The following is a 15,229-nucleotide window of genomic DNA, read 5'->3' as shown; positions in this document are numbered from 1 at the left end:
CGAGCGGCGGCTCGCGGAAGCCGCGCACGCCCTGGCGGAGGCCGCACGCGAACTCGCCCGGCTCGTCCGCGACCACGGACCGCGTCCCAGCACCGGCACCGGCACCGGCACCGGCACCCGGGAACGCACCCGGCGGCCGGGCAGCGGCGAGCCGCTCGTGACCCTCGACCTGGCCCACCGCTTCGGGCCCGGCTGGCGGCTGTACCAGTTCACGACCGCGGACCGTGACGCCCACCGCTGGCATCTGCGCCACGACGGGCACGCCGCCGGGACCGTGACGCACGTCCTGAACCTGCGCGGCCGCAGGACGGGCTGGGAGGCCTACGACGCCCGCGGATTCCGGCTGCGCCCCGAACCGGGGCCGGACGCGTACCCGCCCGCCATGCCCTCCCTCTGGGCGACCAGGACGGCGGCCGTGCGCGCCGTCGCGCGGGCCCACCGCTGCCCCTGACGGCCGGGCGCGGACGTTTCGCCCCGGCCGCCCGGGTAGGGCCGCCTGGGACGGAGCCCGTCCCACCGGAGGAGCACGATGAAGGCTGTCACCTGGCACGGCAAGCGCGACGTCCGCGTCGACGAGGTCCCCGATCCGAAGATCAAGGAGGCGAACGACGCGGTCATCCGGGTCACCTCGACCGGCATCTGCGGATCGGACCTGCACCTGTACGAGGTGCTCGGGCCGTTCATGAGCGAGGGCGACATCCTCGGCCACGAGCCGATGGGCGTCGTCGAGGAGACCGGGCCGGACGTCACCCACGTCCGACCCGGCGACCGCGTGGTCATCCCGTTCAACATCGCGTGCGGGCACTGCCACATGTGCGGCCTCGAGCTGTACGCCCAGTGCGAGACGACGCAGGTCCGCGAGCAGAACACCGGCGCGGCCCTGTTCGGCTACACGCGGCTGTACGGGCAGGTGCCCGGCGGGCAGGCCGAGTACCTGCGGGTACCACAGGCCCAGTTCGGGCCGATCAAGGTGCCCGAGGGGCCGCCGGACGAGCGGTTCGTCTACCTGTCGGACGTGCTCCCCACGTCCTGGCAGGCGGTGGCCTTCGCCGACATCCCCGAGGGCGGTTCGGTCACCGTGCTCGGGCTCGGCCCGATCGGGCAGATGTCGGCCCGCGTGGCCCGCCGTCTCGGCCACCGGGTGATCGCGGTCGACCTCGTCCCGGAGCGGCTGGAGATGGCGCGCCGGCACGGGATCGAGGTGATCGACGCCTCCGACGCCGACGACGTGCCGGACGCGGTCCGGCAGCTCACCGGCGGGCGCGGCACCGACTCGGTGATCGACGCCGTCGGCATGGAGGCGCACGGCTCCCCCGGCGCCAAGATCGCTCAGGCCCTCACCGGGCTCATGCCGGGCAACTCCGCCGCGCCGCTGATGGCGCGGGTCGGGGTGGACCGGCTCGCGGCGCTCACCACGGCCATCGAGGTCGTGCGGCGGGGCGGGACGATCTCCCTCAGCGGCGTGTACGGCGGCATGACGGACCCGCTGCCGATGATGCAGATGTTCGACAAGGGCGTCACCCTGCGCATGGGCCAGGCCCACGTCAAGCGCTGGATCGACGACCTGATGCCGCTCATCGCCGACGACGCCGACCCGCTCGGCGTGATGGACCTCGCCACGCACCGCTGGCCGCTGGAGAGGGCGCCCGAGGCCTACGAGATGTTCCAGAAGAAGCGGGACGGCGCCGTCAAGATCCTGCTGCGGCCGGGCACGTGACGGCGCCCGCCGGGTGATCGCGGACCAGGGCCGCCCGCCCTAGGCTTTCCGGCACGTCCTCGGGCGTGCCGATGACCGAGGCTCTGGAGGTGGACCCGATGCACCCGTTCCGCGCCGCCATCGAGAAGGGCGACCTGGACGCCCTTCCGGCGCTGCTGGCCGAGGACGTGACGTTCCTCAGCCCGGTGGCGTTCGCGCCGTACGAGGGACGTGCCACGGCCACCGCGATCCTGCGCGCGGTGACCCGGGTCTTCGCCGACTTCCGCTACGTCCGCGAGATCGGCGGCGGCCGGGACCACGCGCTGGTCTTCAAGGCGCGGATCGGCGACCGCGAGGTGCACGGCTGCGACTTCCTGCACCACGACGACGCCGGGCTCATCGACGAGTTCTGCGTCATGGTCCGGCCGCTGTCGGGCGCGCAGGCGCTCGCGGACGCGATGGCGGTGCAGTACGAGAACGTCAGACGCGAGATGGGCCTCGCCTGACCCCGGGCCTCCCTTCAGACGCTCACCGGTGAGGGGAGGGAGCCGTCCTCGGCGCGGCGGCCCTCGTGCTCGAGGCGCGCCAGCCGGGCCGAGGTGAGGGCGGCGCGGAACAGCTGGAGGCCGCGCGCGGAGCTCGGGTCGACGCCGGACAGGGCCCGGATGCGGTCCAGCCGGTAGTGCAGCGTGCGGCGGTGGATCCACAGCTCCCGCGCGGCGCGCTCGCGGTCGAGGTTGCAGGCGAGCAGCACCTCCAGCGTCCGCCGCAGGTCGGTGCCGGCGTCGAGCGGGGACAGCACGGCGGCGAGCCGCCCGCGGATCGCGGGCTGCCCGAGGATCGCCAGCTCGACGAGCAGCTCGTCGGCCCCGTAGGGGCGGTCCTCGGCGTCCGGGATGGCCTTGGCGATCGTCAGGACGCGGGAGGCCTCCTCCAGCGCCGCCGGGATGCCGGCGACGCCGCGCCGGCAGGACCGGGCGGCGTGCACGGGCCCGCGCGAACGGGCGGCGAGGCCCGCGGTGAACTCGGCGGCCAGGTCCTCCGCGCGCAGCGGTTCGGCGGCCGGGAACAGCACGGTCAGCCCCTCCGGGCCGCCGGAGTACAGCACGCCCTCCCAGGACTCCAGGCGCTCGCTCTCCCGCTCCCAGTCCTGTTCCGCGAGCGCGGGGGCCTCGCACCGCAGGACGAGGTAGGCGGGCGCGAGGCGGACGCCGGCCGCGTCGGCGATCACTCCGGCGGGAGCGCCGTCGATCAGGGTCTCGGCGAGGAGCCGGCGCAGCGGCCGCGATCTCGTCCCCTCGCGGGGCGCCTCCGCGTACCCCTGGATGCAGGCCTCCCGCGCGCCGGCCGCGAGCCGGGCCGCGTGCGCGGTCAGCTCGGCCATCTCGGTGAAGCAGCCGGGCGGCGCGACCGTCCAGCACGACCGCGCCGCGGCGGCGAGGGCCAGGTCCCACGCCTCCGACAGCACCGGCAGCGGGATCGCCTGCCGGGCCGCGAGGACGCCGAGGTCGCGGAAGCGCCCGCGGTCGTCCTCGGGGAGGGGCGACCGGCGCAGCACGAGGCCGAGCAGCCGGGCGCAGGTCTCCCGGCGCCCACCGAACATCGGGCCCGCCGCCCGGCGGATCGGCTGGTAGGCGGGGTGGCCGTGCAGCGCCTCCCGGATCGCCGTGGCGACCCGCGGGCAGTGCGCGGCGAGGACTTCCGGGAGGCCGCCGGAAACGGTCATCGACGATCCTCCCCTAGGCCGCGGCCAGCGGCAGCCCGGGCAGGTGGCCGACGGTCCCCTCGACCGCCCGGTGCAGCTCCCGGACGCAGCCCGGATCGCCGCCGAGCATGTCGAGCAGGCCGTGGGCGCGCCCGGCCAGCGGCGCGACGGAGGCGGCGTAGGATTCGGCGACCTCCTCGTCGAGCATCCAGGCGGCCATCTCGGCGCGCGCGGACGCCGAGTGGCGGGCGGAGGCGTGCAGCGCGAGGGCCTCGCGGCGCCGCGCGGGCGGCAGCCCGGCCAGCAGGTGGACGAGCAGGTGCGTGGCGGTGCCGGCGGCGAGGCCCTCGTGCCGCCCGGAGACGAGGTCGCGCCGGTCGTCGGCGAGCCGGCACAGCACGCCGAACGCGCGGCCGTACGCCCGCCAGCCCGCGACCCGGTGGTCGTCCGCTCCGGCGAGGCGCGCCGCCGAGGCCGCGGCCATCGCGTAGGGCGCGCCGGTCCTGCCCTCGTAGCCGCGCAGCACCGACTCGCAGGTGGCGTTCGGCGCCCGCTCGGCGAGGACGCGGAGCCGCCCGTCGACGGCGTCCACCCAGGCGCGCGAGAGCTCGTCCGCGAGCGCGGCGCGCACGGCGGCGCCGACGGGCATGCCGGCGATGAGCCGGCCGGGCAGCTGGCCGCCGACGGCCAGCGCGGTGAGCACCCTCCCGCCGGCGGCGGCGCCCGCGGGGGCCGGCGCGCCGGCGGAGGTGAGGTCGTCGAGGTGGCGCGCCGACGCCCACCAGAGCAGGTGCAGCACGGCGACGGGCATGGCGGGGCCCGGCGCGCCGGTCTCCGCCCCGTGCACCAGCAGCGGCAGCGTGATCACTTCTCTCACGCCCGGACGCGGGCCCTCGGCCCGGACGAGCCCGAAGAACTCCACGAGGAACTCCGACATGGCGCCCCCGACCATCTCGCGGCCCCCGTCGACGCCCATCGCGAGGCCCTCGGCGAGCAGCTCGCACAGCCGCGCCATCTCCACCTCGACCTCGGCGATCGCCCGTTCCTGGGCGGCCCTGCCGAACGCTCCCTCGTCCACGTGCCAACTCCTCTGCTGCGGGGTGTCGCGAGCCGTGCCGGCGCCGCCGTCCGGCTCGATCCGGGCGCCGTCGGGAACGTCGGCTCACGAAATCGAGCGATGACGGACCCGGCCATGCGCGTTTCCTTTTCCCGGCCCGACGCTCGCCGACCCGCTCAGGAAACGGCGCCGGACGCTCTTCCAGGGAAGGGCGGAAAAGCCGACCGGACGGCCGTCATCTTGCTACAGAAAAGCGGATCCATGAACTGCACCCCTGGGCAGTCCGGGGCGCGCCGGGCTGCCCGGTCCGGCAACCGGCACGACGCGGACACGCTCCGCGACAGGCGCCGCCGGCCCGGAAACCGCATGTCAGCGTCCGCTTGCGAGAGGGCGGCCGGCCGCGGGCGGCGTCGATCGCGCACGTCACCCGCCTTCCGGGAGACCGAGCGCCGCGCGTTTCCACCTGATCAACGCCGCGCATTATCCGGCGGATCGCACAAGGTATATTTTCAAATTATTCTTCAATTGCCCGGATCGACCGTGCTCTGTGACGTTGCCCACAGATTATTGGCAGAATGCGGCCAGTGCGGCGGGGCCCGGCGCGGCGGCTCGCGTGAGCGTCCACCGCGCCGGGCCCCGTCCCCCGATCCGTCCCGCCCGCGGGCGGGAGGCCGTCCCCGGCCGCGGGTCAGGCCGGCACGTGCGCCTTCTTGCGCGTCCAGTGCCGGTGCGCCGCGACCGCCTCGACCAGCTTGGCGGGGAAGCCGCCGCCCGCCCCGCGCCCGGTGACGACGCCGGCGTCGCTGACGGCGGCCCCGTCGGAGAACCGCACGCCGTCGATGCCGGCCCGCTCCAGCAGGCCGATGCCCTCGTCGAGCGCGCCGATCGCCTTGCAGTGGACGAAGGACTCGGCGACGAAGTGCACGGCGTCGCCGTCCCCCGCCAGCGTCCGCACGCTCTGCTCGCCGCCCGGCACGAGCACCGCGTCGTAGAGGACGGACGCGACCGTCGGCATGGCGCGGGTCACCTCGATCTGCCCGCCGTTCGCCGCCTGGACGAAGCCGTCCTTCGCGGCGAGGACCTCGACCACCGCCCCGGCCTCGGTGAGCGCGTCGCCGACCGCCGCGACGGCCGCCGAGTCGGCCCCGTCCGCCACCAGCACCGCGATCTTGCGGCCCTGGACGGAGTCCGCGCGCGCGTTCGCCTGGCTCAGCGCGGGCGAGGTGCGGCCGTGGTTCGCCGTCGCCGGCTCCCCGGGCGGCTCCACCCCGACGCCCTCGGCGACCTGGACGGCGAGGGCGTGGTCGACGTGGTTGAGGTGCTCGATGACGCCCTCCCGGATGTGCCGGTGGTCGCACTTGCCGAGCTCGAACCGGAACGCGCCGACGATGTGCTCCTTCTCCCAGTCGGACATGCTGTTCCAGAACAGCGTCGCCTGGGAGTAGTGGTCGGCGAAGCTCTCGCTGCGCTTGCGGATCTTGTTGCCGTCCACCCGCTCCTGGTAGTGGGTGAAGGAGCCCTCGCCGCCAACCGCCGGGCAGCCCCCCGAGAGCGAGTTCTTGTGGTAGCTCGCCCGCCCCTGGTGGATGTCCGTCTGGTGGTAGCCGTCGCGGTGGTGGTTGCGGACGGGCGCGACGGGACGGTTCACGGGGAGCTGCGGGAAGTTCGGCCCGCCGAGCCGGATCAGTTGCGTGTCCAGGTAGGAGAACAGCCGCGCCTGCAGCAGCGGGTCGTTGGTGAAGTCGATGCCGGGCACGACGTTGCCGAGGTGGAAGGCGACCTGCTCGGTCTCGGCGAAGAAGTTGTCGGGGTTGCGGTCGAGCACCAGCGTGCCGACCGGCCGCACCGGCACCCGCTCCTCCGGAATGATCTTGGTCGGGTCGAGCAGGTCGAAGTCGAACGAGTGCTCGTCCTCCTCCGGGACGAGCTGGACCCCGAACTCGTACTCGGGGAAGGCGCCGGCCTCGATCCGCTCCCAGAGGTCGGCCCGGTTGAAGTCGGGGTTCTTCCCCGCGATCTTCTGGGTCTCGTCCCAGGCGAGCGAGTGGATCCCGAGCCTGGGCTTCCAGTGGAACTTCACGAACGTCGCGCGCCCCTCGGCGTTCACGAGCCGGAAAGTGTGGACGCCGAAGCCCTCCATCATCGCGTAACTGCGCGGCAGCGCCCGGTCCGACATGAGCCACATCATCATGTGCATGGTCTCGGGCTGGAGTTGCACGAAGTCCCAGAGGGTGTCGTGCGCGGAGGACGCCTGCGGGATCTCGCTCGCCGGCTCGGGCTTCACCGCGTGCACGAAGTCGGGGAACTTGATGCCGTCCTGGATGAAGAAGACCGGCATGTTGTTGCCGACGAGGTCGAAATTGCCCTGCCGCGTGTAGAACTTCGTGGCGAACCCGCGGACGTCCCGGACCGTGTCGGCGGAGCCGCGGGACCCGGCGACGGTGGAGAACCGCACGAACACCGGCGTCGTCAGCGAGGTGTCCGTCAGGAATTCGGCCGTCGTGTACTCGGCGAGGGACTCGTGCAGCGTGAAATGGCCGTAGGCTCCCGAACCGCGCGCGTGCACGACCCGCTCGGGAATCCGCTCGTGGTCGAAATGGGTGATCTTCTCGCGCAGATGGAAATCCTCCAGCAGCGAGGGTCCGCGCTCCCCCGCGGAGAGCGAGTTGTCGGTGTCGTCGACCCGGATGCCCTGGTCGGTGGTGAGCCTCGCCCCTTCCGGGCTCACCCGCCGAGGGTCCAGTTGCTCCTGCTTCCGGTCGTTGCGGCCGGTGGGGTCGCCCATGCTCTGGCTCCTCGGGTGATGAGTCGGTGGCGGTGGCTGCGCCCGTGATGGGGCGGCTACCCCGGTAACTCCGCGCCATGCGTTGTTTGACCGGAACTTGGGCCTCCCTCCGTCCCACCCCGGTCCAGGCGCTCGTGCTCGCTCTGACCCGGGGAGGACGGGAACGGCGACCGTGCGAACCGGCGCCGCGGCGGCCGGCGCGCACCCTTCTTCCGTGCTCCCCGCGCGTCCCGCCACCATGTCCGCCCCCGGAATCCGCTACGGTCAAGGTCGCCGCGTCGGCAAGGGGAAGGAAGACACAGAACACATGGCCGAGAAGGTCATTCGGGTGGACGACATCGACGGCTCCGAAGGAGCCGATGTCGCAAAGCGGGACTTCGAAGTCCTCGACCGGACGTTCACGATCGACTTGAACGATGACAACTACAAGCGGCTGAACGAGATGCTGGACGCCCTCGCGCCCTTCATCGAGAACGCCGCCGAGGTGAAGCCGGCAGGGAAGGGCCGCAAGTCGCGCACCGCGAAGATCAAGGGCTACACGAACGGCGATGTCCGCGCGTGGGCATTGCGTGAGGACATCGAAGTCTCCGAACGTGGCAAGATATCGGATGAGGTCTATGCTGCATTCATCGAGGCACATCCGGACGCCAAGCCGGACGCATAGCTAGAGGGAGTCCCCGCATGGCACAGAAGGTCGAAGTCCTTCTCGTGGACGACATCGACGGCGGAGAGGCTGACGAGACCGTCAGCTTTTCCCTCGACGGCACGTCTTATGAGATCGACCTGAGCAAGAAGAACGCCGCCAAGCTCCGCAGCGGCCTGGAGCCGTTCGTGGCCGGCGCCCGCAAGGCGCGCAAGGCCGCGGGCCGGGGCGGCCGCGGGACGCGCACCGCGGGCAGCCGCGAGCGCTCCGCCGAGATTCGCGAGTGGGCGAAGAACCGCGGCATCAAGGTCAATGAGCGGGGCCGTATCCCCGCCAATGTGATCGAGCAGTACGAAGCCGCGCACTAGCGGCCGCCGCGCGGCCGGGGGTGTTCCGGCGCGCGGCGAGGGGCCGGGGCGGATTTATCCACGCCCCGGCCCTCTTGCGTGTGCATCGGGCAAATCCTCCCCCCATTGCGGGAGAGAATGCCAGTAATGGTGCGAGACAACACAATAAGCTGGCGCCGGGGCGACGGCGGAGGGGGCGGCCCGTTGACACGCGTGACGCGGCGGGACAAGGTCCGGTACTGGTTCGACCGGACGATGGCGAAGGGGACGCCCGCCCTCATCGGCTGGCTCGGGCTCGCGTCCGGGGCGCTGGTGCTGGTGGTGGCGACCGCGGCCGTCATGCTCGCGCCCGGCGACAGCGAGTCCAACGGCCACTGGCCCGGCATGGTCTGGCGCAGCCTGCTGCGCACGCTCGACCCCGGGACGATGGGGGACGACACCGGCACCGCGCCGTACCTCGGCCTGATGCTGGTCTCGACCATCGGCGGGATCTTCATCGTCAGCTCGCTCATCGGCGTGCTCACCACCGGCCTGGAAGCGAAGATCACCGAGTTGCGCAAGGGCCGGTCGCGGATCGTCGAGCACGACCACACGGTGCTGCTCGGCTGGTCCGAGCAAGTCTTCACCGTGGTGGCGGAGCTGGTGGAGGCCAACCAGAGCCGGCGCAGGTCGTGCGTCGCGATCCTCGCCGACCGGGACAAGGTCGAGATGGAGGACGCCATCCGCGCGCGCGTCGGCGACCTCGGCCGCACCAGGATCGTGTGCCGCACCGGCGACCCGCTGAAGGTCGCGGACGTGGAGCTGGTCAGCCCCGGGACCGCGCGGTCCATCATGGTGGTCACGCCGGAGGTCGACGAGGCCGACGCCCGCATCATCAAGGTGCTGCTGTCGCTCGGCGCCCGCACCTGGGGGCGGCACCGCCCGCACGTGGTCGCCGCCGTGCACGACTCGGCCAACCTGCCCGCCGCCCGGCTCGCGGGCGGCCCCGCCGCGCACGTCATCGACGCCGACGACGTGGCGATCCGGCTGATCGTCCAGTCGCACCGCCAGTCGGGGCTGTCGCAGGTCTGCACCGAGCTGCTGGACTTCGTCGGCCACGAGTTCTACATGCGCACCGAACCGGCCCTCGCGGGCATGACGTTCGGGGAGTCGCTGTCGGCCTACGACCTCGGCGTCCCGTCCGGACTGCGGCGGGCGGACGGGGCCGTCCTGCTGAACCCGCCGATGGACACCGTGATCCGCGCCGACGACGAGATCATCCTCCTGGCGGAGGACGACCTGCTGATCCGGCTCGCCACCGGGCCCGCGCCGCCCGTCCGGGAGGCGGCGATCACGACGGCGACCGCGCGGCCCCCGGTGCCCGAGCGCACGCTGATGCTCGGCTGGAACCACCGCGCACCGAAGATCATCGAGCTGCTGGACGAGTTCCTCGCCCCGGACTCGGCGCTGGTCGTCGCCGCGCCGCGCGAGGACCCCACCGGGGCGCTGCCCCCGGCGGCCCACCTCAAGATCGACTTCGTCCGGGCGGAGCCGACCGAGCGGCCGGCGCTGGAGTCCCTCGACCTCGGCTCGTTCCAGCGCGTCATCGTGCTGTCGGACGCCGGGCGCGACCGGGAGCACGCCGACGCCCGCACCCTCGTCACGCTGCTGCACCTGCGCGACATCGAGGACGGGCTCGGCGACCCCTTCGCCATCGTCAGCGAGATCAACGACGACGCCAACCGGGAGATCGCGCAGGTCACCAAGGCCGACGACTTCGTCGTCAGCGAGAAGCTGATCAGCCTGATGCTGACCCAGCTGAGCGAGAACCGGCACCTGTACGAGGTGTTCGCCGACCTGCTCGACCCGGCCGGCTCGGAGATCTACCTCAAGCCCGCCTGCGACTACCTGGCGCCGGGCGCCGAGGCCGACTTCGCGACGCTCATCGAGTCGGCCCGGCGGCGCGGCGAGGTCGCGCTCGGCTACCGCCTGACGGAGCGGTTCCACGAGCCGCCCGGCTACGGGGTGGTGCTGAACCCGGACAAGTGGGCGCCGCTCACGCTCTCGGCCGACGACCGCGTCATCGTGCTCGCCGAGAACTGAGCGGGACCCGGGGTCAGCGGAGCGGCGGGCCCAGTTCGTGCCCGGCCCGCACGGCGCCCGCGACGCGCTCGCGCAGCGCCAGCTCGGCCTGGCGGGCGTCCTCGGCCATCCCGCGGATCTCCTCGCCCGCCAGGGCGTCCCCGACGGTGCTCGCCAGCAGGTCCCGGTAGCGGGCGTTCTGCTCGGGCAGCCCCTGCAGGACGCCCGCCTCGTGGTAGGCGTCGTCGGCCTCCCCCGCCCGGCGCGCGTAGGCCTCCAGCGCCTCGATCCGCCCGGTGACCGAGCGGATCGACAGCTCCAGCGCGCGGTCCTGCGGTTCCAGCAGGGCCCGGACGCGCGCCGAGAGGCGTTCCGGCCGCTGGGCGCGGCGCTCCCGGCGCAGCCGCGTGTGCTCGGCGAGGGCGCCCGCGATCGCCCACTCCTGGCGCGGCAGGACGACCGCGTTGTTGATGTCGTCGAGCAGCCCGGCGCCGTGCGCCCGCGATCCGAGCACGGCGTCCACGGCGCGCTGGGCGCGGACGAGGAGCCCCGAGGCGGGCTCGTCGAAGTCGGCCGGCAGGAGGTAGCGGCCGTGGTGCTCCCGCGCGGCGCGGGCGGCGGCGGGCTCCCGGACGTACCGCAGCGCCCCGGCGACCCAGGCGGCGAAGCTCGCGGCCGCGAGGACGACGGCGGCCTCCACCTGGCCGAGCAGCAGCAGGAGGACCTGCACGGCCGGGACGACCATCATCGCGACTACGGGCAGCCTCCCCCAGCGCACCGCGCCGCCCACCAGCTCGTCGTCGTCCAGCGAGGCGACGAAGCAGACGCGCAGCCATCCGCCCGGCAGCACGCCGTAGAACAGCGCGAACGCCGGGATCCACACCAGCCGCGCCGCGACCGTGCCGGTGCGCAGCCGCGGGGGCGCCGGAGCGGGCAGGCAGGCCGGGACGAGCCGCTCGGGCGCGGCGGCCAGCAGGGCGCGCTCCTCGCCGCCGATGCCGGGATCGAACACCGGGCGGGGACGGTATCGCTCGGTCATCGCCACTCCCCTCCGCGTCGGGAACCCTGTGCCGGACGGTTCCGAGCCTTCCACGCGGGGCCCGGCCGTCTCCGGGTTGTCACGAGATCCGGACATTCCTGCGGTCCCTGGGCATCCCTCCTCCGGTACCGGCTAGTCCTGCAGCTCCGCCCAGACCTCCCGGTCGCGCTCGGCCGTCCAGATGCGGGGGCGTTCGATGCCGTCCAGCTCGTCCCAGAGGCGGGAGACGTCGAAGGGCAGGCAGTGCTCGAAGATCGGCCAGCCGCCGTAGGCGGGGGCGAGCGCCGCGTGGACGGCGGCGAACGCGTCCCTGAGCGCGCCGCCCTCCCGCCGGACCCGTTCGACCTCGCCGATCATCGTGGTGAGGAAGTCGCGGGTCTGCCGGACGGCCGCCTGCACGGCGTCGCGGCCGTGCGCGACCGCCCCGCGCCCGCCGACGAGGGTCTCGGCCCCGAAGGAGTGGACGTGGTCGAGCGTGCCGGACGCCCATTCGCGATGGAACGCGTCGCCGGTGTAGAGCGCGGCCTGGGTCTCCACGAGGTCGCCGGCGAACAGGATCCGGTGCCGGGGCAGCCACGCCACGATGTCGCCCTCGGTGTGGCCGCGCCCGCAGTAGGCCAGGTCGAGGTCGCCGCGGTCGCCGCCGAGGTCGATGGTGAGGGTGCCGGTGAACGTCACGGTCGGCCAGGTGAGCCCCGGGATGCCGTCCGGGTCCTTGAACAGCCGGGGCATCCGGCCGTACTCCGACTCCCAGTCCTGCTTGCCGCGCTCGGCGATCAGCGCGCGCGTCAGGTCGTGCGCGACGACCACCGGGGCGCCGAACGCGCTCGCGCCCAGCGTGCGGACGGCGTGGTAGTGCGACAGGACCAGGTAGCGGATGGGCTTGTCGGTGTGCTCGCGCAGCACGGCGAGCCAGTCGCGCGCCGCGGCGGGCGTGGCGAGGGCCTCGAAGCAGACGAGGAAGTCCTCGCCCTCCACGGCCCCCACGTTCGGGTCGCCCTCGGCCGTGAGCGCGTACACCCCGTCGGCGAGGACCTCCAGCGTCTGCGTCCTGTCGCTCAGGTCCGCGGACGACGCGAACGGTTTCGGCATGGGCGCCCCCTCGCGGTCGTGGCCCCGGCCTCTTCGCCTGCACTGCGGTTCGCCTGCACAGTGATTCATTCCACGCAGAGCGGTCGATAACCGTCCCGCCCTCCGGGGAGGGACGGCCCGGGCGGGGGTAGGAGGGGTCTCGAAGGTGCCGCGCGTGAGGAGGAGGCCCGGGTGAACGCCGCGCTCGGACTGCTGGCCGTCCTCGTGCTGACCGCCGCGACCGGCTACTTCGTGGCGCAGGAGTTCGCGTTCGTCACCGCGGACCGCCCGGCGCTCGACCAGCGGGCGGCGGAGGGCGACCGGGCCGCGGGGCGCGCGGTGCGGGTGATGGGCCGGCTCTCGTTCATGCTGTCCGGCGCGCAGCTCGGCATCACGGTCACCGCGCTGGTCGTGGGCTTCATCGCCAAGCCCGCCCTCGCCGACCTGATCGCGCCGGCGCTGCGCGCGGGCGGGGTCCCGGACGCGGCGTCCGGCGGGGTGGCGGTCGCGCTCGGGTTCGTCCTGGCCACGGTGATCCAGATGCTGCTGGGCGAGCTCTTCCCCAAGAACCTGGCGCTGGCGCGGGCGGAGTCGCTGGCCCGCGCCCTGGCCGGGTCCACCCTGTTCTACCTGGCCGCGGCCGGCCCGCTGATCAGGCTGTTCGACGTGTCCGCGAACCGGCTCGTCCGCGCGGTGGGCATCGAGCCGGTGGAGGAGCTGCGGCACGGCGCGACGCTGGAGGAGCTCGGGCACATGATCGGCGAGTCCGGGGAGCAGTTCCAGGCGGGCCACGCCGACCTGCTGGAGCGGGCCCTGGTGTTCTCCGAGCGGGACGCCGAGGAGGTCATGGTGCCCCGCGTCGACGTGGTGACCGTGCCCGCCGCGGCGCGGGCCGCCGACCTGGGGGACGTGATCGCGGCGAGCGGGCACACCCGCTACCCCGTCCTCGGCGAGGGCGTCGACGACGTGGTCGGGGTCGTCGGGCTGGAGGAGCTGGTCGCGCTCGGCCCGGACGAGGCCGCGCGCACCGAGGTCCGCGCGCTCGCCCGGCCGGCGCTGCTGCTGCCGTCGTCGCTGCCGCTGCCGGAGGTGGTGCTGCGGCTGCAGGGCGCCGGCGAGCCCCTCGCCTGCGTGGTGGACGAGTACGGCGGCTTCGCCGGCATCCTCACCTGGGAGGACGTCGCCGAGGAGCTGGTCGGGGAGATCGCCGACGAGAACGAGCCGGGCGAGGACCTCGCGATCCGCAGCGGCGAGTGGTGGACGACCGACGCGGGGCTGCGGATGGACGAGGTCGCCCACGAGACCGGGATCGCGCTGCCGGAGGGCGACTACGAGACCGTCGCGGGGCTGCTGATGAAGCGGCTCGGCCGGGTCGCGCGGCCGGGCGACGTCGTCCGGGTGCCGCTGGCCCCGACCCGGCTGGACGAGCCGGCCCGCACCGCCGTGGTGGAGGTCCTGACCGTCCACCGGCACGTGCCGGAGCTGATCCGCATCCGCACCGTGGAGGAGGACGGGTGAACCTCGGGCTGGGCGCCCTGGTCACGCTGGCGCTGCTGGCGGGCAACGGCTTCTTCGTCGCCACCGAGTTCGCGCTGGTGGCGGCGCGGCGGCCGCGGCTGGAGCGGGCCGCCGCCCGCGGCGGGCGGGGGGCGGGCGCGGCCGTCGCGGGGATCGACGAGCTGTCGGTGACCCTCGCGGGCGCGCAGCTCGGCATCACGATGTGCTCGCTCGGCCTCGGCCTGGTGTCCGAGCCGGTGTTCGCCGGGACCCTCACGCCGCTGTTCCACTCCGCCGGGCTGCCGGAGGGCGCGGCGCACGCCGTCGCGTTCGTGCTGGCTCTGGCGCTCGTGACGTTCCTGCACATGGTCGTCGGGGAGATGGCGCCGAAGTCGTGGGCGATCGCCGACCCCGAGCGCTCGGCGAGCGTGCTCGGCCTGCCCTTCCGCGCGTTCGCCACCATGGTGCGCCCGGTGCTGGCGGCGCTGAACGGCGCGACGAACCTGCTCCTGCGGCTGGTGGGCGTCCGCCCCGCCGACTCGCGGGAGGTGTCGCGCACCCCCGAGCAGCTGCGCAGCATCGCCCAGGAGTCGCGGAGGCTCGGGCTGATCGGCCAGAGCGAGCTGACGCTGCTCACCGCCGCCCTGGACGCGCCCCGCGCCCCGCTGGCCGACCTCGTGGTGCCGGTCTCGGACATCGTGTCGGTCCCCGCGTCCGCGACGCCGCAGGAGGTCATCGACGCGTCGGCCCGCACGGGCCACATCCGGCTCATGCTGCGGGGCGCCGGGCGACCGGGGCAGGCCCGCATGGTGCACGTCCGGGACGCCTTCGTGGCCCGCGCGCGGGGCCGCGCCACCCCCGCCGGGGACCTGGCGCACCCCGTTCCGGCGATGCCGGTCGGCACGCCCGTGGGCGAGGCGGTCGCGATCCTCAAGGCGGGGCACAGCCACCTCGGTCTCGCCGTCGGGCCGGACGGCCGCGTCGCCGGCCTGGTCAGCCTGGACGACCTGCTCACCACGCTGATGGCCGTGCGCTGACCGTCGAAGCGTCAACATTGGTTGACACGCCTCGGATGTCAACCTACATTGACAGCCATGAGCGACGGAGTGACGCTCGCCCAGGAGGCGAGCAGCCGGGACCCCGCGGTGGGACTGCGGGCCGTGCGCGCGCTGCGCGAGCTGGCCGAGCGGTTGGAGGCGCTGCAGGTCGCCAGCGCCCGCGACCAGGGCTGGTCCTGGCAGGAGATCGCGGTCTGCCTCGGCGTGAGCCGGCAGGCCGTCCACAAGAAGCACGGCACCGGCCGCCGCCTACTCAAGAAGGAGCAGTAG

General features: G+C 73.8%; 14 protein-coding genes. 9 read left to right on the top strand and 5 right to left on the bottom strand.

Annotated features, from left to right (window positions below):
• The 3 genes from ABWI04_RS09245 to ABWI04_RS09235 form a co-directional block, all read left to right on the top strand.
• A partial coding sequence (locus tag ABWI04_RS09245) for a hypothetical protein (RefSeq protein WP_353832075.1) occupies nt 1-451 on the top strand: 451 nt, incomplete at its 5' end.
• Between the two features lie 78 nt (nt 452-529).
• A complete protein-coding gene (locus ABWI04_RS09240) occupies nt 530-1,717 on the top strand; it encodes a zinc-dependent alcohol dehydrogenase (RefSeq protein WP_353832074.1) in 1,188 nt (395 codons plus the stop codon).
• Between the two features lie 71 nt (nt 1,718-1,788).
• The gene (locus tag ABWI04_RS09235) at nt 1,789-2,202 is read left to right on the top strand and encodes a nuclear transport factor 2 family protein (protein WP_425550305.1); all 414 of its coding nucleotides are present in this window, start codon (nt 1,789-1,791) and stop codon (nt 2,200-2,202) included.
• 14 nt (nt 2,203-2,216) lie between these two features.
• Here ABWI04_RS09235 and ABWI04_RS09230 read toward each other — a convergent pair whose 3' ends face one another.
• From ABWI04_RS09230 to ABWI04_RS09220, 3 genes are all read right to left on the bottom strand, one after another.
• A complete protein-coding gene (locus ABWI04_RS09230; protein ID WP_345175228.1) occupies nt 2,217-3,422 on the bottom strand; it encodes a PucR family transcriptional regulator in 1,206 nt (401 codons plus the stop codon).
• Between the two features lie 13 nt (nt 3,423-3,435).
• Nucleotides 3,436-4,479 carry a hypothetical protein gene (locus tag ABWI04_RS09225; RefSeq protein ID WP_353832073.1) on the bottom strand — a complete coding sequence of 348 codons (1,044 nt, stop codon included), beginning with the start codon at nt 4,477-4,479 and terminating at the stop codon, nt 3,436-3,438.
• Nucleotides 4,480-5,146: 667 nt separating this feature from the next.
• Nucleotides 5,147-7,243 (bottom strand): catalase, encoded by a 2,097-nt coding sequence (locus ABWI04_RS09220; protein WP_345175230.1) that lies wholly within the window; start codon nt 7,241-7,243, stop codon nt 5,147-5,149.
• Between the two features lie 172 nt (nt 7,244-7,415).
• Here ABWI04_RS09220 and ABWI04_RS09215 point away from each other — a divergent pair, with 172 nt between their 5' ends.
• From ABWI04_RS09215 to ABWI04_RS09205, 3 genes are all read left to right on the top strand, one after another.
• The gene (locus tag ABWI04_RS09215; protein WP_345175231.1) at nt 7,416-7,907 is read left to right on the top strand and encodes a histone-like nucleoid-structuring protein Lsr2; all 492 of its coding nucleotides are present in this window, start codon (nt 7,416-7,418) and stop codon (nt 7,905-7,907) included.
• A gap of 17 nt (nt 7,908-7,924) precedes the next feature.
• Nucleotides 7,925-8,254 (top strand): histone-like nucleoid-structuring protein Lsr2, encoded by a 330-nt coding sequence (locus tag ABWI04_RS09210; RefSeq protein WP_179834013.1) that lies wholly within the window; start codon nt 7,925-7,927, stop codon nt 8,252-8,254.
• 183 nt (nt 8,255-8,437) lie between these two features.
• Nucleotides 8,438-10,315 (top strand): CASTOR/POLLUX-related putative ion channel, encoded by a 1,878-nt coding sequence (locus tag ABWI04_RS09205; protein ID WP_425550306.1) that lies wholly within the window; start codon nt 8,438-8,440, stop codon nt 10,313-10,315.
• A 13-nt stretch (nt 10,316-10,328) separates the two neighbouring features.
• Here the strand turns inward: ABWI04_RS09205 and ABWI04_RS09200 are convergent, their stop codons facing one another.
• Together ABWI04_RS09200 and ABWI04_RS09195 are read right to left on the bottom strand one after the other, a co-directional pair.
• The gene (locus ABWI04_RS09200) at nt 10,329-11,333 is read right to left on the bottom strand and encodes a hypothetical protein (RefSeq protein WP_345175232.1); all 1,005 of its coding nucleotides are present in this window, start codon (nt 11,331-11,333) and stop codon (nt 10,329-10,331) included.
• Nucleotides 11,334-11,465: 132 nt separating this feature from the next.
• A complete protein-coding gene (locus ABWI04_RS09195) occupies nt 11,466-12,425 on the bottom strand; it encodes an MBL fold metallo-hydrolase (RefSeq protein WP_345175233.1) in 960 nt (319 codons plus the stop codon).
• 171 nt (nt 12,426-12,596) lie between these two features.
• On the opposite strand from ABWI04_RS09195, the gene ABWI04_RS09190 reads away from it, so the two are divergent.
• The 3 genes from ABWI04_RS09190 to ABWI04_RS09180 are packed head-to-tail and all read left to right on the top strand — an operon-like array spanning nt 12,597 to nt 15,229.
• Complete coding sequence (locus tag ABWI04_RS09190; protein WP_345175234.1) at nt 12,597-13,922, top strand: hemolysin family protein; 1,326 nt, start codon at nt 12,597-12,599, stop codon at nt 13,920-13,922.
• Nucleotides 13,919-14,938, top strand: coding sequence for a hemolysin family protein (locus ABWI04_RS09185; RefSeq protein WP_353832072.1), 1,020 nt, complete (start codon nt 13,919-13,921; stop codon nt 14,936-14,938). Before ABWI04_RS09190 ends, ABWI04_RS09185 begins: the two co-directional genes overlap by 4 nt.
• A 57-nt stretch (nt 14,939-14,995) precedes the next feature.
• A complete protein-coding gene (locus ABWI04_RS09180) occupies nt 14,996-15,229 on the top strand; it encodes a helix-turn-helix domain-containing protein (RefSeq protein WP_345175238.1) in 234 nt (77 codons plus the stop codon).

The sequence above is a fragment of the Actinomadura sp. NPDC000929 genome (genome assembly GCF_040492065.1).
Taxonomy (GTDB): domain Bacteria; phylum Actinomycetota; class Actinomycetes; order Streptosporangiales; family Streptosporangiaceae; genus Spirillospora; species Spirillospora verrucosospora.
The sequence above is the reverse complement of the archived record's forward strand: the minus strand, read 5'-3'. Positions and strand labels throughout refer to the sequence as shown.